At 74.8% G+C, this 21,465-nt stretch carries 18 protein-coding genes; 14 read left to right on the top strand and 4 right to left on the bottom strand.

All coding sequences use genetic code 11. The features are described 5' to 3' along the window. Positions 1-83: 83 nt before the first annotated feature. Positions 84-776: an excalibur calcium-binding domain-containing protein gene (locus tag OG618_RS02050; protein WP_329485371.1), complete on the bottom strand. Its 693-nt coding sequence runs from the start codon at positions 774-776 to the stop codon at positions 84-86. A 163-nt stretch (positions 777-939) separates the two neighbouring features. Then, positions 940-1,482 (bottom strand): GNAT family N-acetyltransferase, encoded by a 543-nt coding sequence (locus OG618_RS02055; RefSeq protein ID WP_329485372.1) that lies wholly within the window; start codon positions 1,480-1,482, stop codon positions 940-942. 146 nt (positions 1,483-1,628) lie between these two features. On the opposite strand from OG618_RS02055, the gene OG618_RS02060 reads away from it, so the two are divergent. Further along, positions 1,629-2,357, top strand: a complete 729-nt coding sequence (locus tag OG618_RS02060) for a dienelactone hydrolase family protein (RefSeq protein WP_329485373.1) — start codon at positions 1,629-1,631, stop codon at positions 2,355-2,357. 49 nt (positions 2,358-2,406) lie between these two features. Here OG618_RS02060 and OG618_RS02065 read toward each other — a convergent pair whose 3' ends face one another. Beyond that, on the bottom strand, positions 2,407-2,883 hold the full coding sequence (locus OG618_RS02065) for a hypothetical protein (RefSeq protein ID WP_329485374.1): 477 nt from the start codon (positions 2,881-2,883) through the stop codon (positions 2,407-2,409). Positions 2,884-3,115: 232 nt separating this feature from the next. Here OG618_RS02065 and OG618_RS02070 point away from each other — a divergent pair, with 232 nt between their 5' ends. The 6 genes from OG618_RS02070 to OG618_RS02095 all read left to right on the top strand — a co-directional run bounded on the left by OG618_RS02070 (position 3,116) and on the right by OG618_RS02095 (position 10,821). Then, positions 3,116-4,306 carry a hypothetical protein gene (locus OG618_RS02070; RefSeq protein ID WP_329485375.1) on the top strand — a complete coding sequence of 397 codons (1,191 nt, stop codon included), beginning with the start codon at positions 3,116-3,118 and terminating at the stop codon, positions 4,304-4,306. Positions 4,307-4,344: 38 nt separating this feature from the next. Continuing rightward, positions 4,345-5,292 carry an ADP-ribosylglycohydrolase family protein gene (locus tag OG618_RS02075; RefSeq protein ID WP_329485376.1) on the top strand — a complete coding sequence of 316 codons (948 nt, stop codon included), beginning with the start codon at positions 4,345-4,347 and terminating at the stop codon, positions 5,290-5,292. A gap of 137 nt (positions 5,293-5,429) precedes the next feature. Beyond that, the gene (locus OG618_RS02080; RefSeq protein WP_329485377.1) at positions 5,430-6,494 is read left to right on the top strand and encodes a hypothetical protein; all 1,065 of its coding nucleotides are present in this window, start codon (positions 5,430-5,432) and stop codon (positions 6,492-6,494) included. 107 nt (positions 6,495-6,601) lie between these two features. Next, positions 6,602-7,444, top strand: coding sequence for an SAM-dependent methyltransferase (locus OG618_RS02085; protein ID WP_329485378.1), 843 nt, complete (start codon positions 6,602-6,604; stop codon positions 7,442-7,444). A 619-nt stretch (positions 7,445-8,063) separates the two neighbouring features. Continuing rightward, positions 8,064-10,190 (top strand): ATP-binding protein, encoded by a 2,127-nt coding sequence (locus tag OG618_RS02090; protein WP_329485379.1) that lies wholly within the window; start codon positions 8,064-8,066, stop codon positions 10,188-10,190. A 94-nt stretch (positions 10,191-10,284) separates the two neighbouring features. Next, positions 10,285-10,821 carry a GNAT family N-acetyltransferase gene (locus OG618_RS02095; RefSeq protein WP_329485381.1) on the top strand — a complete coding sequence of 179 codons (537 nt, stop codon included), beginning with the start codon at positions 10,285-10,287 and terminating at the stop codon, positions 10,819-10,821. Positions 10,822-10,879: 58 nt separating this feature from the next. Here OG618_RS02095 and OG618_RS02100 read toward each other — a convergent pair whose 3' ends face one another. Further along, positions 10,880-12,097, bottom strand: coding sequence for a glycosyltransferase (locus OG618_RS02100; RefSeq protein WP_329485382.1), 1,218 nt, complete (start codon positions 12,095-12,097; stop codon positions 10,880-10,882). Positions 12,098-12,232: 135 nt separating this feature from the next. Here OG618_RS02100 and OG618_RS02105 point away from each other — a divergent pair, with 135 nt between their 5' ends. The 7 genes from OG618_RS02105 (at position 12,233) to OG618_RS02135 (ending at position 21,348) form a co-directional block, all read left to right on the top strand. After that, on the top strand, positions 12,233-13,381 hold the full coding sequence (locus tag OG618_RS02105; RefSeq protein WP_329485383.1) for a winged helix DNA-binding domain-containing protein: 1,149 nt from the start codon (positions 12,233-12,235) through the stop codon (positions 13,379-13,381). A gap of 610 nt (positions 13,382-13,991) precedes the next feature. Continuing rightward, positions 13,992-16,118 (top strand): family 20 glycosylhydrolase, encoded by a 2,127-nt coding sequence (locus OG618_RS02110; RefSeq protein ID WP_329485384.1) that lies wholly within the window; start codon positions 13,992-13,994, stop codon positions 16,116-16,118. 125 nt (positions 16,119-16,243) lie between these two features. Then, positions 16,244-16,876 carry an AAA family ATPase gene (locus tag OG618_RS02115; RefSeq protein ID WP_329485385.1) on the top strand — a complete coding sequence of 211 codons (633 nt, stop codon included), beginning with the start codon at positions 16,244-16,246 and terminating at the stop codon, positions 16,874-16,876. A 359-nt stretch (positions 16,877-17,235) separates the two neighbouring features. Then, positions 17,236-17,931: a DUF1062 domain-containing protein gene (locus tag OG618_RS02120; RefSeq protein WP_329485386.1), complete on the top strand. Its 696-nt coding sequence runs from the start codon at positions 17,236-17,238 to the stop codon at positions 17,929-17,931. A 349-nt stretch (positions 17,932-18,280) separates the two neighbouring features. Continuing rightward, positions 18,281-18,724 carry a nitroreductase family deazaflavin-dependent oxidoreductase gene (locus OG618_RS02125; RefSeq protein WP_329485387.1) on the top strand — a complete coding sequence of 148 codons (444 nt, stop codon included), beginning with the start codon at positions 18,281-18,283 and terminating at the stop codon, positions 18,722-18,724. Positions 18,725-18,901: 177 nt separating this feature from the next. After that, a complete protein-coding gene (locus OG618_RS02130) occupies positions 18,902-19,651 on the top strand; it encodes an ABC transporter ATP-binding protein (RefSeq protein ID WP_329485388.1) in 750 nt (249 codons plus the stop codon). After that, positions 19,648-21,348 (top strand): hypothetical protein, encoded by a 1,701-nt coding sequence (locus OG618_RS02135; RefSeq protein ID WP_329485389.1) that lies wholly within the window; start codon positions 19,648-19,650, stop codon positions 21,346-21,348. The genes OG618_RS02130 and OG618_RS02135 overlap by 4 nt, the downstream gene beginning before the upstream one ends. Positions 21,349-21,465 lie beyond the last annotated feature (117 nt).

Genomic DNA, 21,465 nt, shown 5'->3' on the forward strand with positions numbered 1-21,465 from the left:
ACGGGTCCGGCGGGTCCGGCGGGTCCGACGCGGGCGGGTCGGACCGGCCGTGGCGCCGCCCCCTCCTCCTCCTCCTCCGGGGCTCAGCGCTCGCAGGCGACGCCGTCGCCGTCGGCGTCGAGCCCGGCGCGGTAGCCCGGGTCGCCCCGGTGCAGCGGTGCGGCGCCGGCGGCCTTCGCGGCGGCGCAGTTCTTGTAGTAGGCCGCCGCCGGGGCCTGGGTGGTGGGTTCCGGCTCGCTGGTGGGGGGCTTCGGGGTGGTCACCGGCGGCTTGGTCTCCGGGACCGGCGGCTTCGGCGGAGCCGGGGCGGCGGCGGGGGTGCTGGGCGCGACCGGGCTGGGCGCGACCGGGACGGGCGCGGGCAGCGGGGGCGCGGTGGTCGGCACCGGGCTGGGTGCGGCGGGCGGCTCGGTGGCGGCGGGTTCGGGCGCGGCCGGGGCGGGCGGGGTGGTGGGCGCCGGCGGGGTGGTCCCGCCGGGCGGGGTGGTGGGCGCGGTCGGCTCGGCTGGGGCGGAGCTCACCGGGCCCGGGGGCTTGCTGTTCTGCTCGGCCTTGGAGTCGCCGGAGGCGCCGATCAGGATCAGCAGCCAGACGGCGGCCAGCACGGTGACGGCGAGCTTCGCGCCCTTGGTGAGCCGCTTGGAGCGCCACGCCCACAGTGCGCCGAGCGGCGGGAGCAGCCAGAGGGCGAGCACCCGCAGGGCAATCTGCCCCTTGGTGCGCGGGGGCAGGGGCGCCGCGGCGGGCGCGGGGGTGTGGACATGGGTCGAATTCACGCGGATTCCCCGGGTCAAGATCACAGGTGGTAGGCGCACATTGTGCCGCAACCGTGAACGGCTTCGACCGGTATTCCACACATCGGGCACCCCGGCCCCGGAAGTGGGCCCCGGGGCCGGGCGCTCCGTCAGTTGGCCACCCACCCGGCCACCCGCCCGCCGCCTACGATTCGGCGGAGGTCCGGCGGGCGGCCGCCTCGTCCCGCAGCACGCTGTAGCGGATGCTGTCGCGCCACTGCCCGTCGCGGAACACCACGTTGCGCAGCACGCCCTCCTGGGTGAACCCGGCCTTCTCCAGCGCGCGTTGCTCGGCGAAGTTCTCCGTCTCGGTGTCGGCCTCCACCCGCGCGACCGGCGAGTACGCGAACAGGTAGTCCACCAGCAGGATCTGGGCCCGAGTCCCGATGCCCCGCCCTCGCGATCCGGGGAGCAGCTGGATACCCATGCTCCAGTAGTACGAGCGCGGCACGACGTCCACCCGCCGCCAGCCGACGAACCCGTGGAACTCGCCGCCGGCCGCGACGGCCAGCTGTCCGCGGTCGTCGCCCAGCAGCCGGTTCTCGGCCCACCGCCGCCGCCATGACCCGGGGTCGGTCCAGCCGAACCACTGGAACGTCCCGACCGCCTCCGGGTTCTGGACCAGTTCCTCCAGCGTGCCCAGCTCGCTCTCGGCCACGGGGCGCAGTGTCACATTGTCATATGGCATGCGGTGAAGTGTAGTTTCGGCCATCGGGGGCCGGAGAGGATTTTCTTTTGCAGGGTGGACGGGGGCGGCGGAGCCCGCACCTGCTCCGTTTCGCTGTGGGGAAAGTCCGCCCCGGTCCGGAGCGACGATCCGTACAGTCCGATCTCATGACGATGGTCACCACACGCACGGTCACCTATCCCGCCGACGGCCTGACGATGGCCGGGCACCTCGCGCTTCCCGCCGGGGTCGACCGCCGGCCCGCCGTCCTGATCGGCCCCGAGGGGCCGGGCCTGAACGACTTCCAGCGCCGCCGGGCCGACGCCCTCGCCGAACTGGGCTACGTGGCACTCGCCTTCGACCTCCACGGCGGCGGACACTGGTTCACCGACCCGCAGGAGATGCTGGCCCGCGTGATGCCACTGCTCGCCGACCCCGGCCGGATGCGGGGCATCGGCCACGCGGCCCTCGATGTACTGCGCGCCGAACCCCGGACCGACCCCGACCGGATCGCCGCCATCGGCTACGGAACCGGCGGCGCGATCGCGCTGGAACTCGGACGCGACGGTGTCGACCTGCGGGCGATCGGAACGGTCAACGCACTGACCACGGGCCGCCCGGGCGAGGCCGCGCGGATCCGTTGCCCCGTGTGGGCCGGGGTCGGCTCGGAGGACCCGATCATGGCCGCCGGGCAACGGGACGCCTTCGCCGCCGAGATGCAGGCCGCCGGCGTCGACTGGCGCCTGGTGGTCTACGGCGGGGCCCTGCACGCCTTCCACCACCCGCCGGTCGACCAGAGCGTGGTCCCCGGCGTCGGCCACCACCCGCGGCACGCGCGGCGGGCCTGGCGCGACATCGTCGGCCTGCTCGCCGAGTGCCTGCCCGTGACGGGGTGAGCGGGCCGACCGTGACACGGCCGCGGGAGTGTCCGGACAGGCCGTCGCCCTAGGACCAGGAGACCTGGGCCCGCGTACCGGCCGAACGGACATCCACCAGATCGAACCCGTCCTGCCGGCGGATCACATGACGGATGCCCTCCGGGGCCGAACTGCGGACGAACCCCACCCATCCGACGCCGGTCGCCTTCCGGAGGAGCCACTCCACCGCCTCCATCACCACCCCGAACTCGTCCTCGTGAACACCGGTGCGAAGGGTGAGCGCCCAGGGGGCGCTCCCCTCGGGATCCGCCCGATCGACGGCACGGACCAGCAACGCGGTGTCCGCACCGGCGAACGAGTGGCTCGCCGATCCGCCGTCGAAGACCGGCCACGGCTCGTGGCCGGAGTCCTCCCAGTCGACGGCAGCATGCGTCGCCGGTGCCCGGTCGGCCTGACCCAGGAGCCATCTCACCTCCTGTACGACCGACGCCGGGAGGTCCGACGGGAGATCCACAGCCAGGAACAGGTCGTAGTAGTCGCTCACCCCCCGAACCTAGCCCCTACCACCGACACTCCCGGCTGTCGGACCGCACGGACCTGGGTCCCCGGGCGAGCGGATGGGCCGTCAGGTCACCCGCTCGGATGAAGTATCGTCCGGTGATCGCACCGGTTCGAGCGGTCCGCAGCGATCGGCGGTCCGCACCGATCGACGGTTCGCACCGATCGGCGCCCGGGCCCGGTCGGCGAGCGTACCGGCCGTACCATCGAGGAGAACCGTGACCCTGCGCCCACCCGCCCTCGGCCGCGGCCGGGCGGCGGCCCTGCTCGCCGCGACCTTCCTGGCGTTGAGCGGCTGTACGAGTCCCGGCGGAGGCAGCGGGCCGGAGGCGGCGCCGACGCCGGCCGGGCCGCCGCTCGCGGGGCCCGGCCGGCTGGTGGTCGCCCGCTGCGAGCGGTGGGCCGCGCCGTCGCCGACCACGGCGGACGGCAAGGTGCACGTGGTGACCGTCACCGCCCACGCGGCCACCGACGGCAGGGAGGAAGCCCGCCGGGTCGCCACCCTGCCGGACCTGGCCACCAGTGCCACGCTCTGCGACCCGACCCTGGCCACAGCCGTCTCGGCGACCGCCGACCGGCAGGCGTTCAACGCCGACTTCTCGCTGATCGCCGGCACCGTGGCACCGCACTCGGGGGCGATGAAGCGGGCGGCCGCCTTCACCCTGCCCGGCGGACGGGCAGCCTCCACCGCGCCGGCCGACGGGCCGGGCGAGGATCGCCGACCGCTGTTCCAGGAGGGCACCTCCGTCCTCTGGTACGAGACCGTAGGCCGGAAGCTGACCAGCCGTGACCTCGCCGTACGCGGCGCCGAGCCCGCGCCCCGGGGCACGGCGCCCGGCGAGGATTTCGCCCTGGCCGGCGACCGCCCGTGGCCGGCACGCCCGTTCGGCACCAAGCCCGAGGGAGTCTCGGTCGCCCCCGGCGGCACGGTAGCGGCCGGGTACACCCAGCAGAACGCGGTGCTGTGGCGCGGCGACCAGGTCACCGGAAGCACCCTTGGCGTCGTCGAGCCGCTGCTGCTCGGGACGCCCGCCGAACCGGGCCACCAGGTCGTACCGGGTTCGGCGGGCGTACCCAGCGGCTGCGTTCCCAGGCTCTGGCTCGACGGCGGCCATCTGCTCTGCGGGACACGCGACAACCTCTACCGCGTCGGGTTCGCAGCCGACTTCAGCCGGGTCGAGGGCGTGGACGCACTGCTCCCGCCCGAGAAGCGCTTCGTCTCGGGAGCGGTGCTCTCCCCCGACGGCAAGGCGCTCGCCTACCTGTCCGCCGCCGACGGGACCGAGTCCATCCACCGGGTCGACCTGGTGCCGGACGCCGTCCCGGTCAAGCTGGCCGACCTGCCCCCGACCGCCCCCGCCACGGACGACCCCGAGAACGGCTTGCCGCACCTGGTGGCCTGGCTGTGAACCGGGACAACCGAGATCCTCAGCAGCCAGGGAACGGGATGAAACGAATTCAGCGGGTCACCGGCACGGTCGTCGGCTCGGCGGTGGGCGACGCGCTCGGAGCCCCGTTCGAGTTCGGCCCCCGCGGCGCCTTCTCCACCCGGTTCCCCGTACCCGGTGACGGTGTCAGCGCCGGTGGCGCCGGCGAGATGTGCGGAGGTGGCGGCTGGGATCCGGGTGAGGCGACCGACGACACCCAGATGGCCGTGCTGGTGGCGGAGTCGCTGCTGCAGCGCGGTGGACTGGACCTGCCGGACATCTTCGGCTGCTTCCAGCGGTGGGCGGCGTCCGATCCCAAGGACATCGGCCTGCAGACCGAGGACGTCCTGACCAACGGCATGGCCTGGGACATGGCCGCCGCGATCCACTTCCAGGTGAACCTGCGGGCGGCGGGCAACGGATCGCTGATGCGGGCCTCGACCTCCGCGGTGCACCTCGCCGGTGCCGGACGGGCGGCCACCATGGACGCCGCCCGGCGCATCGCCGCCCTCACCCACGGCGACCGGGCCGCCTGGGAAGGCACCGCGATCTTCCACGAACTCGTCCGCCTCACCCTGGAGGGCGAGGACGCCCTCGGCGCGCTCCCGGAGATCCTGGACCTCGTCGATCCCGATCACCGGCCGCGCTACGCGACGGTCCTCGATCCCGGCTGGGATCCGGACCGGGCGACCGAGTTCAACGGCGCCGTCTGGCCCTGCCTGGGATCCGCGGTCTGGGCTCTGCGCACCACCACGAGCTTCGAGAGCGCGGTACGCGCGGCCGTCGACCTGGGCGGCGACACGGACACCGTCGCCGCGGTGACCGGCGGGCTCGCGGGCGCCCGCTACGGGCTGGACGCGATCCCTGCCCGGTGGACCGCACCGCTGCACGTCCCGCTGCCGGGTTCCGGCGGACGGGTCCTGCTGTTGCCCGACCTTGTCGACCTGGCGCGCCGCCTCGGGGGGTGACCTCGCCCGAGTGCCCCCGGGGTCCCGGTCGTGCCCGCGGCGCGCACCCGGGACCCCGGGGCACTCACCCGGCAGGGGGAGGGAGATCGTTCCGGCGGCTGACGGCGCACCGCCACGGACGGTGCACCGTGGGGAACATGACGAGTGCCGAACGGACGATGAGGACGCTCCCGAGCGCCCGGTGGCAACGGTGGCCGGGTTGGGTGGCCCGGGCCACCCTGCTGTGGGGGGCGCTGTACGCCGCCTTCGGCCTGGCGTGTGCGCTGAGCGGGACCTCCCTGCTCCCTCGCGGCGGTGACTCGGCCGGCGCCGCGCTGAGTTGGGCGGTCGTGACGACAGGGGCGCTGGCGACGACGGCGAGCGGAGCGGTGGTGCGGTACGGACTGCGGCCCGCGCTACGGGTCCTGCTCCTGGTGACCTGCGGGCTGGCGGGAATCACCGCGTTCAGCCTGCTGATGGACGTGATCACGCTGCTGTTCGGTCAGGGCGTGGACTACCCGGCCGCCGCGGCGAACAAGGCCCTGGCAGCGGTCGGAGCGGGCCTGCTCGCGGCCACGGCCCGCTCCGACCGGGCCGGCGAAGCCACCGGTACCACCGGAATCGGCAGTACCGGCGGTACCGCTGTGCGGGCGCCGACCGCTGCGCCGCGGGCCGTCCAACTCGCCGCCTGGGCCGGGACACTGGCCTTTCTCCCGTACGCGGCGATGAAGCTGGTCTGGGCGTCCGGCGGGACGTTCGCGGGAGTCACCGGTGCGGAGACGCTGGCGATCTCGGAGCGGAACGGCGCCTCGGGCGTCTTCCTCGCCCTGGAGTCCTGCGGCCTGGACCCCACCGCACTCCTGGCCGCGCTCGGCGTCTTCCTCCTCTGGGGCCTGGTCCGCCCGTGGGGACAGGTCTTCCCCCGCCCGCTGCCGTTCCTCCGCGGCCGGCGCGTGCCGCGCTGGCTCCCGCTCGCCCCGGCTCTGCTCGGCGCCGCCACGCTCGCCCCGTACGGCGTGGTGGGAGTCGGATACCTGGCCCTGGCCGCGGCCGACGTGGTGACGATCCGGCCCGGTGACTTCCCCTCCTCGGGCGACGCGCTGCTGGTCGGCTGGATCGGGCTGGTCGCCTTCGCCGTCTACGGCCTCGCGCTGACCGTCGCGGCCCGCTCCTACTGGCTCCGGACGCGACCTGCCCGTCGGGCGGGTGTCGGCGCGGAGTGATCGGTGGCGTCCGGCCTCGGCAACAACGGTGTCGAGCGGCTGGACGAGCTGGTCTCGGTCGACGGCCTGTCTCCGCTGGAAGCGGCCGCGCGTCACCCGCACGCGTGGTGAGCCCGTACCCCACCCTCGACCCAGCACCTGCGGGACGAGCCGTCGACCTCCTGCTGTCCGAGGACGCGGGCTGCGTGGACCCGGTCCGGCATGGCAGGGAGTTCCTCCACCACGCCGTCGGGCTCCTCGCCGAGCGCGGTCTGGAGCAGTTCCTGGACCTGGGCTGCGGTCTGACGACCGGCGCGCCCGGCACCGCGCTCGCCCCGATCCACAGCTCGGTCCTGGCCGCGCAGCCGGGCGCTCGGGTCGTCTACCTGGACCACGACCCGGTCGTCATGGTGCACGCCCGGGCGCTGCTCGACGCCCCGGCACCGGCCCGGATCCGACACCTGCGGGCCGACCTCGCCGCGCCCGGCGCGGTGCTCGCGACTCTGCGGGAGCAGGCGGGCCTGGACTGGGAAAGCCCCGTGGCGACCGTGCTCGGCGACGTCCTGCACGAGCTGAGCGACCCGCAGGCCCGGTCCCTGCTCGCTGCGTTGCACCAGGAACTGCCCGCCGGCAGCGTGCTCGTGCTTGGCCACCGCACCGCGGGCACCCACAACCCGGGCCGCGCCGCACGCGTGGCCGCCTGCTGGGCACGGGCCGACCTGCCGTGGCACCCCCGCACCCCGGCCGCCGTCATTGCCCTCCGGGGCGGCTGGGAGCGGCAGGCGCTCGGCGCCGAACCCACGGGGGGCGTGCCGCGCCGGGCGGGTACGCGGTGGTGGCGGTCGGCGGCATGGCGCGCGTCCCCGTCACGCACGACAGCGGGGCCAGGGCGGCCCTCGAGCCGTAGGCGGCGCGGCGGCGTCGGGCCGGGGGGGAGGGGACCTCCGGTCCGGCCGGCATCGATCGCCTGACACGCCGTCGGCCGTGTCCGGTGTCCGCAGTCCGGTCCGCGGGAGTACGCGGTGTGACCCCGTCGACGAAGCTAGGCCGGCGGGCGGGAACTGGCGATCACCGAGACGCCGTCCGTGCTCGGGCTGCGCCGAACCCCTCGGCGAGGCGGCCTCGATGGACCTCGCTCTGGCCACCGGCCGGGGCCCGCGATTCTCCCGGGACGAACGGCCCGGTGCTCGGATCAGAGCAGCTCTGATCATTCGATCTTCAGGTTATAGTGCGCACGTCAAAATGTACGGGACGGCCTCTGCGGGGCCTGCCCTGACGCCGGATCATCTCCGCCGTCCCGAAGCAGGAACCGATACGACGTTGCCCAGAACGCGAGTTGCCGTCCCGGTCACGGCGCGGAGAGTCGAACTCACCCGCCCGGACACGGTGCACGGATCCGCGTTCCGCCGCCTCCGCCGCCGACTCGCGGGCGGGGCTCCTCGGTTCCTCGCCGCGGCCCGCGGCCCCGGTCGCCGGAGACCCCGCCGCCGCTCGGCCCCCGTCTGAGAGCGAAGTCGGCCGCTCACCCCTTACGTCACCGTCACCCGGCGCTCCTCGTGCGCCCGCGCTCTCCGAGAGGTCCGCCCCGTCATGGTCGACCCCCGCTTCAGCATCCTGTCCGAGGGCCTCGCCGCCGAGCACGCCCCCGTCACCACCGCGGACGGTACGCACACCACGGACCACCGCCGGCACGAGGAAAGAGGAGCCGCCATGGCAACCGTCGGAGAGCGGCTGAGCAGCGCCCGGGTCCGGGCCTTCATCGGCCGCGACGAGGAACTCGACCACTTCGCGCGCGCCCTGGCCGGGGACCCGCAGGCGCCGTTCGCGTTCTACCTGTCCGGTCCGGGCGGCATCGGCAAGTCGACGCTGCTGCGCCGCCTGACGGACCACGCCCGCACGGCGGGACGGCCCCTGCTGGAGCTGGACGGCCGCTTCGTCAGCCGGGACCCGGCCGACTTCGAGCGCGCCGCCGCCTCCTTCCTGACCGTCCCCGGCACGGTGCTGTTCCTCGACTCGTTCGAGCACTGCCAGTGGCTGGAGAGCTGGCTGTGGCAGCGCTTCCTGCCCCGCGCCGCCGCCGACACCCTGGTGGTGCTGGCGGGCCGCCTCGCGCCCCAGCCGCAGTGGGCGGCCGATCCCGCCTGGGCCGGACTCCTCCACGTCAGCGAACTGGGGCAGTTCACCGAGGAACAGGCCCGGAGCCTGCTCACCACCGCGCAGGTCCTGCCCGAACTGCGGGAGCGGGTGCTCCGCTTCGCCGGCGGCAACCCGCTTGCGCTCTCCCTGGCGGCCGCGTCCGGCATGGCGGACTGGACGAGGGAGGAGGTCTGGGCGCCCTCGGCGGATGTCCTGCGCACCCTGCTGTCGGGCCTGATCGGCGAGGTGCCGACGGCGGCCCACCGCCGCGCGCTGGAGCTGGCCGCCCAGGCCTACTCGACCTCCGAGGAGCTGCTCGCCGCCGTCCTGCCCGAGGAGGACGCCCACCCGCTCTTCACCTGGCTGCGCGACCTGCCGTTCATGGAGTCCACCCACCGCGGGCTCCACCCGCACGACGCCGCCCGCGAGACGCTGGCCGCCGACCTCCGCTGGCGGGCCCCCAACGCCTTCGTGACGATGCGCCGGCGGCTGGCCGAGGAATACCTGCGCGTCCTGCGGGAGGCGCCCGAGGAGCGGGTCTGGACCGTCACCGACGAGCTGTTCTACCTCTTTCGCGACGGAGAGATGGTCGCCCGTCTGCGCACCTTCTCCCGCGAGGACGAGGTGCACGACCGGCCCCTCCACCCGGACGACCTCGACACGGTGCTGCGGATGGCCGAGCAGACCGAGGGCCCGGCCTCCGCGGAGCTCGTCCGCTACTGGGCGCGGCGCCAGCCGCAGGCCTTCAGCGTCTACCGCCTGGTGAGCACCGGCCGCATCGTGGCCTTCACGGCCCGCCTCGCCCTGCCCGCCCCCGCCGACCCGGAGGACCTGGCCGCCGACCCGGTCGTGGCGGCCGCCTGGGAGTACGCCGAGTCCGCCGGGCCGGTCCGGCCCGGCGAGCACATCGGCGTCAGCCGCTTCTCGGTCTACCCCGAGCGGTACCAGGTGCCCTCGCGCGTCATCGACCTCAGCAGCTCCCGCGCCCAGGCGGAGTCCGCCCGCGCCCGCGGCCGCGCCTACGGCTTCGCCGTCTGGCGGGACGCCGAGACGTGGTCGGCGCGCGTCAGGGGCAGCCTCGCCGACACCGGTGCCCGGCCGCGGGTCGGCGAGCACACCTACGGCCTGTTCGCGGTCGACTGGCGCCAGGTGCCCGTCGAAACCTGGCTCCGCCACTTCATAGCGGCCACCGCCGTGCCCACCCGGGCCGGGCCGTCGGGCGTCTCGCGCGCCGCGTTCGACCAGGCCGTCCGCGATGCCCTTACACACTGGCGCGACGCGGGCGCCTTCGCCGCCTGCGCGCTGCTCCGCACCCGCCTGGCGGCCGACTTCGGCGAGCCCGTCGAGGAGTTGCGCGCCCTGCTGCGCGGGAGCGTCGACGACCTCGCCCGCGATCCGCGCGGTGTCCGCGCCCGCGACGCCGTGACCGCGGGCTACTTCTCCGGTGCGCCCACCCAGGAGGCCGCCGCCCGCCGGCTCGGCCTCCCCTACGGCACCTACCGGCGCCACCTGCGGCAGGGGCTGGACCTGCTCAGTGAGGCGCTGTGGCGGCTGGAGCTGCACGGCCCCGGTCCCGAGTGAGGCGGCGCGAGCGCACGCGTGTGGCGGCCGTCCCCCTCCCGGCACCGGCAGAAAGCGGCTGGTCACGGGCGCCGGACTGTGGTTCCATGCCGCGATGAGGAGTGAGAGCGGGTCCGGCCCGGGCACCGCCCCGGGCGTGCGGTGTCGTGACGACCGTGACCTCGGTGCGTGCGTGCGGGTCCTGGCGGAGGTCCATGCGCGGGACGGCTACCCGGTGAACTGGCCCGAGGCGCCGACGTCATGGCTCACGCCGCCCGCGCTCATCGGCTCGTGGGTGGCGGAGCTGGACGGCCGGATCGCCGGCCATGTCGTCCTGTCCCGCAGCGGCGCGGGCGACGCGGCGCCGGGGCTCTGGAGCGCTCGGGCGGGGGTGGGCGTCGACGGGACGGCGGTGGTCAACCGGCTGTTCGTCGCCCCGTCCGCCCGTGGCCGCGGGATCGGCGCGCTGCTGGTGGCGCGGGCGGCCGAGGAGGCCCGGGCCCGCGCTCTGCACCCGGTGCTCGACGTGGTGGCGTCCGACACCGCCGCGGCCGCGCTCTACGAACGCCTCGGCTGGCGGCTGCTGGCCACCGTCGAACAGCGCTGGAGCCCGGAGCAGCTGGTCGCCGTCCGCTGCTACGCCGCCCCGTAGCGCGCGGCGACGGCGGACGCTCCGCCCGGCCGCGAGGAGGCCCGGGCGAGCCCCGGTCTCACCGGCCGTACGCCGTGTCGATGTGGGCGAGCACCGGGGCGGCGCCGTCCTCCGTGGCGATCCGCCGGGCGAGTTCGGCCGCGCGGCTCCGGTGGACCGGCTCGGTCGTACAGGCCGTGATCGCGGCCCCGAGGGCTTCGGCGCTCAGCTCCTCGAACGGCAGCACCAGCGGGGCGACGCCCAGCCGGTGCAGCCGGTCCGCCCAGAAGGGCTGGTCGGCCATGACGGGGACCGGTACGGCCGGTACCCCGGCACGCAGCCCCGCCCCGGTGGTACCCGCTCCGGCGTGGTGGACGACGGCGGCCGTGCGGGGGAAGAGCCAGTCGTGCGGTACGTCGCCGATGGCGAGGACGTCGTCGCCACCGCCGCCGAGGTCGGCCCAGCCCGCCTGGACCACCGCGCGCACCCCCGCCCGCTTCACCGCCGCGGCCACCAGGTCGCTGAGCCGTTCCCCGTGCCCCGGGGCCATGCTGCCGAACCCGATGAACACCGGTGGCGGCCCGGCCTGGAGGAAGTCGGCCAGCTCGGCCGGGGGCCGCCAGCCGTCCGGCCGGGCGGGCCACCAGTAGCCCGGGACCTCGACCCGGGTCGGCCAGTCCGCCGGGCGCGGCAGCACGGAGGGGCTGAAGCCGGCGAAGACCGGGCGGCGGTCGGCCTCGGACGGTGCCGGTGCCGCTTCGGGCAGCCCGAGGCGGGACCGCAGCCGGGTCGCGGCGCCCGCGAAGAGCTGGTCCCGGCGCCGCACCACGTCGTGGCCCGCGGCCAGGTTGCCCTCCGGCCCCAGGCCGTCGGCGTCCGTCGCACCGGGCAGCGCGAACTCCCGGGTGGCGAACGCCGGTACGAGGTGGGTCTCGAGGACGGGCACACCCAGCGCCTCACCGGCCGTCTCGCTCAGCGGAGCCGGGGCGAAGGCGGTGAGCACCAGGTCGGTGCCGTCCGCCACGGCCCGCTCCACACCGTCGGCGAGCCCGTCCACGTACGCCCTCGTCAGCGCCCGGGCCTCCTCCCGCGACGCCGCCCGGGACCAGCCGCGGATCAGCTCCTCCGGGTCCCCGGGCAGCGGCCGGTACCCGAGGCCGCACCCGCCGACGAGTGCGGCGAAGGCCGGATGGGCCGCCACGGCGACCTCGTGTCCGGCGTCCAGCAGGCGTCGCCCCAGGCCCGTGAACGGTGCGACGTCGCCGCGCGACCCGGCGGTGATGATCAGAATCCGCATGCCGCGATTCTCCCCGACGGGCGCCGCCCCGTTCACCGTTCACGGGAGCCCACCAGCCGCTCCGGGCGGGAGGCGGTACCGGCACGCCCCGGCCCGCGGGTTTCCCGGGGAGCGGCGAGCCGGGAGAATGCGGGCATGGTGATCACGGCGCGCGCCCTCAACCGCTCGACCCTCGCCCGGCAGTTGCTGCTGGCGCGGGAGCCGATCGACGCCGCCGACGCGGTGCGGCGGGTGGTCGCCCTCCAGGCGCAGGAGCCCGCCTCGCCCTACCTGGCACTGTGGAACCGGATCAGCGGGTTCGACCCGGCCGGACTCGACGGCGCCGTGGCCGGGCTGCGGGTGGTGCGGTCGACGCTGATGCGGATCACGCTGCACCTGGTCCACCGCGAGGACTACCGGGCCTTCCGCGAGGCCGTGGAGCCGACCCTGCGCGCCTCCAGGCTCGGCGACGCGCGCTTCACGGCGTCCGGGCTGACCGCCGCCGACGCCGACGCCCTGCTTCCCGAGCTGCTGGACTTCGCCGACCGGCCGCGGACCGGCGCCGAGGCCCAGGCCTGGCTCGGCGAACGCCGTGGCACGCCGGTGGAGCTCCCGGCGTGGCGGATGCTGCGGCAGTACGCGCCGCTGTGGCACGTGCCCGCCGGCGGGCCCTGGTCGTTCACCCCCCGGCCGTCGTACGTCGCCGCCGCCACGCGGCCGGTGCTGACCGACCCGGACGCCGTCCTCGACAGCACGGGGCCACTGATCCGCCGCTACCTGGAGGGCTTCGGCCCGGCCTCGGTGGCGGACATGGCGCAGTTCGCCATGATCCAACGGGCCCGCGCCAGAAAGGCCGTGCAGGCACTCCGCGACGAACTCGAAGAGCTGGAGGGCCCCGACGGCACGGTGCTGTTCGACCTCCCCGGCGCGCCCCGGCCGGACGAGGACACCCCGGCTCCGCCCAGGCTCCTGCCGATGTGGGACAGCACCCTGCTGGTCTACGCCGACCGCAGCAGGGTCCTCCCGGCCGCCTACCGCAAGCTGGTGATCCGGGTGAACGGGGACGTGCTGCCGACCCTGCTGGTCGACGGCCACGTCGCCGGCGTCTGGCGGAGCGTCGACGCGGGGATCGAGGCCACCGCCTTCCACCCCCTCCCGGAGGAGGTCTGGGAGGCGCTGGCCGCGGAGGCCGGTGCGCTGTTCGCCTTCCTCGCCGACCGCGACCCGCGGGTCTACCGGCGCTACGACCACTGGTGGGTCAAGGGCCTGCCCGCCGCCGAGACCCGTCTGCTCACACCGGCCTGATGCCGCCTGATCCATCTATCGATATTGAGCGCATGATCCGTCACTGAGGAGGCCGGAACCCTGCGCCACCGCGACGCGCTCGCGGGGGCGGGGGCGGCGGGGATCCCGCACGGTTTCGACATCGGCGGGGGCGCGGAGGCGTACCGTACATCCGACAGGCCACGGTGATGAAGCGCCCGAGCGGCGCAGCTCGCCGAACCGGCGGACCGGTACCGATCGGCCGTGCTTCCGAGGGTGCTCCGGAAGCTCCGACGGCCCGCGCGGCAGCGCCGCCCACGAACGACAAGCTACGACCGCGTAGGTCTTGACACCTTTTGACCTCCCTGACACCTTCATGGTTAAAGCTGCTCACAAGGCACTTAGTTCAATCATCCAGAAGCAGATTCGGCGCGCTCTTGCGTCACGTGCCTGATGCCGCCGCCCCACCGCGCGGCACCCGGCACGGCAGGAGATCCGGCGCTCCGCTCACCGGCGCACCGCCGGGGGATGCCTCGGGGCCCGACACCAGCTGCCGAGACCCCGAGTCACCATCCCCGCCGACACACAACACGCGCCTCCCCGACCGTCCACCCGGTGTTCGGTCCCGTGCCTTCTTGCCCGAGGAGTCAACATGCGCAGGTCGCACCGACGAGGCAGACGCCTCGTCGCACTCGCCACAGCCGTCGTCACCCTCCCGCTCACGGCCACGCTCTCCCAGGCCGCCGCCGCTCCTCCCGCCCCCGACCCCGCCCCCTACGCCCTGGTACCGCAGCCGGTCTCGCAGCAGGCAGTGGCGGGCGCCGGGTTCACCCTCACCCCGCAGACCCGCATCGCCGTCCTCTCCCGGGACTCGGCGGCGGTGGGCGTCGGCACCTACCTCGCCCAGCTGCTGGGCCCCGCCACGGGCTACAACCTCGCGGTGGTCAAGGACGACCGGGCGCCGAAGAACGCGATCGTGCTCGATCCCGACGGCCCCAAGAGCCTGGGGGACGAGGGCTACACCCTCACCTCCGACGAGCGCGGTGTCGTCGTCAGGGCGCACGGCGCCCAGGGCCTGTTCCGCGGCGTGCAGACGCTCCGGCAGCTGCTCCCCGCCGCGGTCGAGTCCCCCACCAGGCAGTCCCGTGCGTGGACGGTGTCGCCCGCGAAGATCTCCGACTCGCCCCGCTACGAGTACCGCGGCGTGATGCTGGACGTCGCCCGCCGCTTCTACCCCGTCGCCCAGGTCAAGCGCTACATCGACGAGGCGGCCGCGTACAAGATCAACACCCTCCACCTGCACCTGACGGACGACCAGGGGTGGCGCATCGCCATCGAGGGCATGCCGGAGCTGACCTCGATCGGCGCCAGTACGCAGAGCGGCTTCACCGGCGGCCGCGACTGGTACTACTCGGCAGCGGACTACAAGGAGATCGTCTCCTACGCCACGTCCCGCTTCATGACCGTGGTGCCCGAGATCGACGGACCCGGCCACACGGAAGCCGCCCTCGCGTCGGTACCGGGCCTGAACTGCGATGACAAGGCGAAGGCCCCCTACTCGGGCTTCGACGTCGGCATCAGCCTCTACTGTCTGGAGGACGCGGCCCACATCGGAAACACCAGGCGCTTCCTGGCGAAGGTCATCAAGGAGGTCGCCAAGCTCACCCCCGGCCCCTACATCCACCTCGGCGGCGACGAGACCCCGGATGCGTCCCCGGAGGAGTACGCCGCCTACGTCAAGGCGGCCACCTCGGCCACCACCGGCCGCGACAAGACCGTGATGGGCTGGCACCAGCTCGGCCAGTCCGGCGTCCCCGCCAACAGCCTCCTGCAGTACTGGGGTGAGGACGAGGACCGGGAGAGCATCGGCACCGCCGAGGAGACCAAGAGCATCCGCGAGGTCCGCCAGGGGGTCGCGCAGGGCGCCAAGTTCGTGATGTCCCCGTCCGACCACGCCTACCTGGACATGAAGTACGAGGTCGCCACCCCGTACGGCCTGAGCTGGTCCGGCTACGTGTCGGTGCAGCGCGCCTACGAGTGGGACCCGACGACCAGCACCGCCAAGCCCGACGGCACCGGCTCGGTCGTCCCGGCCGAGAGGATCGCCGGCGTCGAGGCCGCCCTCTGGGCCGACCGTGCCTACGAGGGCAGTAACGGCCTGCCGACCCCGGACACCCGCTGGCCCGCACCGCAGGACTACGCCGACTACATGAGCTTCCCCCGTCTCCCCGCGCTCGCGGAGGTCGGCTGGAGCCCCCGGTCCGCCCATGACTGGAACAGCTTCCGCCAGCGCCTGGCCCAGCAGGGCCCCCGCTGGACCGCCGCCGGGATCGGCTACTACGCCGCCCACGGCATCCCCTGGCCCGGCGTCGTGAAGACGGTGCCGGGCGCGCACAGCGTCGAGACCGGGGGCAAGGCGCTCGACAACCCCGGCGGCTCCACCACCGACGGCACCGCACCGGTGCTGTGGTCGCCGAACCGCGGCCCCAACCAGACCTGGACCTTCGCCCCCCAGCCCGACGGCTCCTACACCATGACCAACAAGTCGTCCGGCAAGTGCGCCGAGGCGACCGGCGCCGCCGGCGGCGCCGTCGTCCAGCGGACCTGCGACAACCAGACCGGTCAGCGCTGGAAGATCACCCCCGGCGACAACGACCAGTACACCATCGCCTCCGCCGCCACCGGCCTGCTCGTCACCGCCGCCTCGGCCGCCAACGGCGCCATGGTGACCCAGCAGCCCGACACCGGCTCCGCCCTGCAGCACTGGTCCATCGACTGACCGACCCCGCCCCGGACCACCGCCCGCCGCCGCTCCCGACGCCCCGACCGGAGCGGGGGCGGGCGGTGCCCGTTCCCTGACCGCCGCGCTCCCCGCTGCCGCGTCGGGCGCAGTAGGGTCGGCGCATGCTCCTGTGGATCAACGGCCCCTTCGGCGGGGGCAAGACACAGACCGCGCACGAGATCCGGCGGCGGCTGGCGGGCAGCGTCATCTGCGACCCCGAGCACGTGGGTTTCGGCCTGCACCGGATGATGCCGCCCTCGCTGCGCGGGGACTTCCAGGACCTTCCCGCCTGGCGGCAGGGAGTGTTCGAGGTGCTGGACCGTGCTCTGACCGAGCACGACGGCGTGGTGATCGCGCCGATGACGGTCGTGGAACCGGCGTACCTCCGCGAGACCGTCGGTCGGCTGCGGAAGCGCGGCCACGACGTTCGGCACTTCGCGTTGCTGGCGGAGCGGGCGACGGTGCTGCGACGGCTGCGCGAGCGCGGCTTCGGGCACGTCGTGCAGTTCGTCGCCGGGAAGGACGCCGCTCCGCGCCGGGAGAGCTTCGCCCTGTCGAAACTCGACGTGTGCCTGGAGCGCCTGCGCCAGGACGAGTTCGCCGAGCACCTGTGGACCGACCGCCTCACCGTCGCGCAGGTCGCCGAGCACATCGCCGCCGCCTCCGGGCTGACGCTCGCCCCGAACACCGACAGCGCGCTCCGCGGGCGCCTTCGGCGGACGTGGACGGGTGTGAAGCACATCCGGTTCGACTGAGCCGCCGCTACCTCCTCCCCCGGTTCCACTGCACGCCGCCCGGACTGTCGCGGCGTCCGAAGCCCCGTGCGCTGCCGGCGACCTGACGCCCCACCCGCACCCGCACCTGTCTCCGGCCCAGGCCCAGGCCCAGGCCGACGGAAAACGGCTTGCCTTCGAGCGGTGACCTCGACAGGATCGCCCGCATGGACCTGTAACGGCTGCCACGTAGCGAGAACCACCCTGTCGCGCGATCGATCTCGGAGCCTGATGGCTCGGCCCCGAGGCGATCAGTCGCGCCCGCGTGTGCATCCGTCAGATCCAGGAGCCGCAGCACCGCCTGCGAGAGCTCCTGCCGAGTCCTGAAAGCAATCACCTCCATGCATACCGACCGCAAGGCCCTGTGGGCCGTGCGCCAGTCCGCCCTGCCCACCGTCGTGCGCCAGTGCCCGGACTGCTACAGCACGCGTCACCGTCCCTCGGGCAAGATCCGCGTCAACGCGAACGGCAAGCTCCTCGACGTCTGGCTCCTCCTGAGTTGCGCGGGGTGCGACCGGACGTCCAAGGTGCCCGTCCACGAGCGCGTCCACGTCTCGTCGCTGGAGCCCGCCCGCCGGGTGGCGTACGAGACCAATGACCCCGCCGTGGTGCGGGAGTTGACGATCAGTGCGGCACTCGCCGCGAAGACCGGATACCGCCTCGACTGGACCGGCACCTGGGGCCTGGAGACCCGCACGCCCCTCTACGCGCTCGACGACCCGACCCCGCTCAGGGTGCTGGTCACCTTCGAGCTGCCCGCGCCGATCCGCGTCGAGCGGCTCCTCGCGCTCGGGCTCGGGCTGAGCCGCGCGCGGATCCGGCGCATGCTCGGGGACGGGCGCATCCACCTGCCGCCGGCCCTGGGCGCCAAGGCGCACCGGGACTTCGAACTCACGATCCAGCGTCCCGGCTCCGTCGACCTGGCGAAGCCCGCGACGCTCCTCGGCCCCCCTGCGCCGACCGGCGCGCGCACTGCTCCGCACCCTCTCGGATCGCTCGACACGGCGCGGCAGCTGTCGCGGTCGGCGGGGGCGTAGGAGAGAAGCGGTGGGGCCTCCCTTCGAGTCGTCGGGAGGCCCCACCGCCGCGGCACCCGACCGGGCGCCACCGTTGCCTCCCCGCAGCACCGCGGCCGGTCCCGCTCCGAGGCTGATGGCGCGGCGCGAGCTCGCGCCGCACCGTGCGGGGCCGGGCGGGGCGGGGCAGGTTCCCCGGTCCCCCGCGGCACCCCGTCGCTGGGCCCCGTCGCTGGGCCCCGTCGCTGGGCCCCGTCGCTGTGCCCCCGCAGGTTCTCCCGGACCAGTGGCCCGGGGCGACCGTGCCCGGAGGCGTCGGCAGTCGTTGTCGAAACTGTCGACCCATTCCACACGAAGGCAGGCGGACACCGTGACCGACATCGACTGGGACCACCCCAAGGACCCCGCGCCGGGCACCTGGCAGCTGGACCACGTCAAGCAGTACGTGGGCTCGAACGGCGCCGAGGGGCAGCACTGGAAGGGCACCCAGACCCTCCTGCTGACCACCGTCGGCCGGGTCTCCGGGCAGGCCGTCCGCACTCCGCTCATCTACGGCGAGGACGGCGGCCGCTACCTCGTCGTCGCCTCCAAGGGCGGGGCCGACGACGCGCCCCTGTGGTACCGGAACCTGACGGCCGACCCCCGGGTCCGCGTACAGGTCGGCCCGACGATCGTCCAGGGCACCGCGCGCACCGCCACCGCCGCGGAGCGGGCCGCCTTCTGGCCGGTCATGGTGGGCCACTGGCCCGCGTACGACGAGTACCAGGCCAGGACCGACCGCGAGATCCCGATCGTGGTCATCGACCCCGCCTGACCGGCGCGCGTGGGCGCACCGCGGGCGGGCGGGTGGCCCCCGGTGCGCTCCACGCCCACCGCGGGCCGAACCGGGCGCGACGTCCGCACCGGCTCCGGGCCGGCGGCCACCCTCACCCGGGTGGCCGCCGGTGGATCGGTACTGTGGCCGGACACCCCGTCGAGAGGCGCCCTCCCCATGGCCAAGAACGCCGCCGAACCACGTGCCGCGGCTCGCAAGCCCCTGCTGCAGCTGACCGGCGTCAGCCGCTCGTACGGCGAGCGGGAGGTGCTGCACCCCGTGAGCCTGTCGCTGGCCGCCGGAGAGTGCGTGGCACTGCTCGGCCACAACGGATCGGGCAAGTCGACCCTGCTCAGGGTCGCGGCCGGACGCGACGCCCCCAGCAAGGGCACCGTGGTCTTCGACGGCATCCCGATGGACGAGAACGACCCCCGGGTCCGGGCCCGGGTGGCGGTGGTCGGCGACACCGTCGCCTGCTACCCCGACCTGACCGTCCGCGAGCACCTGCTCCTGGTAGCGGTCGCGCACGGGGTCGCCGACGCGCCCGACTGGGTCTCCCAGGTACTGACCGACCGGATGCTCACGGCACGGGCCGACGCGCTGCCCTCGGCCCTCTCCTCCGGACAGATGCAGGCCCTGCTGCTGGCGTGCGCGCTGGTGCGCCCGCGCGACCTGCTGCTGCTGGACGAGCCCGAGCAGCGGCTCGACCCGGACGCCCGCCGACACCTCGCCGACCTGCTCAGGGCGGAGCTGGCCGACGGCGTCGCGGTGCTCCTGGTCACCCACCACACCGACCTCGCCCTGGACGTGGCCGACCGGGTGGTGGTGCTGGAGGACGGCAAGATCCTGAAGCAGGGCGCGACCCGCAAGGTCCTGGCAGCGGATCTCGCGGCCCGCACCGCCGCCGGCTCGGCGGGTGCCCGGTGACCACGACCCACCCGGAGGCCGACCGCGACCTCGCCGTCGAGGCCTGGACGGACGACGACGACTGGACCGACGAGACGCTCGCCCTGCTCCGCGCCCTGCGGGCCCCCCACCGGCGCAACCGTGCCAAGTCGGTCGGCTTCGCGGTCTACTGCGTGGTCCTCATCCTGATCATCTGGGGCGGCGTGCCCAGCCTCGGCCTGTTCCTCCAGGCCTCCATGGGCGCCGACTACACCGGCCACGGCGGCGATCTGCTCGCCGCCATGCCCGCCGGGATCACCGCGATCGGGCTGCTCACCTTCGTCCTGCTGGTCCGGGACGGCCTGTGGCGCGGCCCGGTGGTGCCGCCGCGGGCGGCGACCGACTGGCTGCTGACCCACCCCGTCCGGCCCCGCCCGGTGCTCCGTCCGTGGTTCTGGCTGTCCTGCGCCGTGGCCGCCTTCCCCGGCCTGGTGGCGGCGGTCGGCGGCATGGTCGCGCTCGGGCTGACCGTTCGGGTCGGCCTGCCGGCCGCGCTCGGCTGGTGCCTGCTCGGGGGGCTGTGCGTACCGCTGCTGGCCACCTGCGCCGCGCTGGTCGTGGAGCGCAGCGACCGCGCCGCCCGCTGGGTGCGCCGGCTCACTCCGTACCTGACCGTGCTGATCATCGCGCTGGCCGGCCAGAGCGCGCTGGCCGTCGCCGGACACCCGGTGCACTGGCTGGAGCTGGTCGAACTGTGGTCGGGGCCGTGGGGCTGGGCCGCGATCGCCGCCCTGGCGCCGACGCCGGCCGCCGTGGCGGGCGGCTGGGTGGCCGCCGCACTGCTGTTGCTGTCGACCGTCGCCGCCCTGGCGCTCGCCGACCGGGCCGCCGCGACGGTGCCACTGGCCCGGCTGCGGGAGCGGGCCAGGACGGCCGCCGGGGTGCTGGCCGCGCTCCGCACGGTCGAGCTGCGCAGCGCACGACTGGCCGTGAACAGCGCCAACGGCAGCGACCGGCAGCGCAGGCTCCGGCTGCCGGCGCCCCGGCGGGCGTGGCAGGTCGTGCCGTGGCGGGACACCCTCGCCCTGCTGCGCTCGCCCGCCCGGCTGGGTCGCGCGGTGGTGCTGGCGGTGCCCGCGCCGCTCTGCGCCGTCCTCGCGCACGGCGCCACCGGTGGGCTGTCCTGGCTGACCACCGCCGCCGCCCTGGTGTTCGGCTACCTGGCCGTGGCACAGCTGCTGGAGCCGGCCCGGATCGAGACGGACGACGTCCGGCGGGCCTCCTGGTCGCCCTATCCGTTCGCCGCCCTGATGCTGCGCCACGCGATCGTCCCGACCGTGGCGGGGCTCCTGCTGGGGCTGGCCTGCGCCGGGGCGCTGCTGGCCGCGGGCAGCGGCCCGGCCGCCTGGCTCGCCCCGGCCGCCGCGCCGGCACTGGTCGCCGCGGGGCTGGTGAACGCCTGCCGCGGGATGCTGCGCAAGGACCTGATGCTGTCCCCGGCCCAGGGCGCGGGCGGCGGGACGGGCCCGCTGCTGTTCGCCGCCTGGTACGCGGCCGGGCCTGCCGTGGCGGTGGCGGTACTGACACCGATGTTCTCCACCGCCCTGCGCGGCGGGACGGCCGTCCCGGTCGGCAAGGCCGCCCTGATGGCGGTGGTGGTCGCCGTCCTGCTCCTGCGCTGGGCGCAGGCCAGGGCGACGAAGATGAGCAAGGCCCGCCCGGGGACGAGCGCTCCCTAGCCCCGTCCGTACGTCGCGGGTCGTCGCTCCGGCCACGTCGGCGCACCACCACCCGGGCCGCTCGCCCTCATGACCACCGAGCCGCCGCCCACCGAGCCCGCGCCCCACCCTCGGGGC

This window comes from Kitasatospora sp. NBC_01246, assembly GCF_036226505.1.
Taxonomy (GTDB): domain Bacteria; phylum Actinomycetota; class Actinomycetes; order Streptomycetales; family Streptomycetaceae; genus Kitasatospora.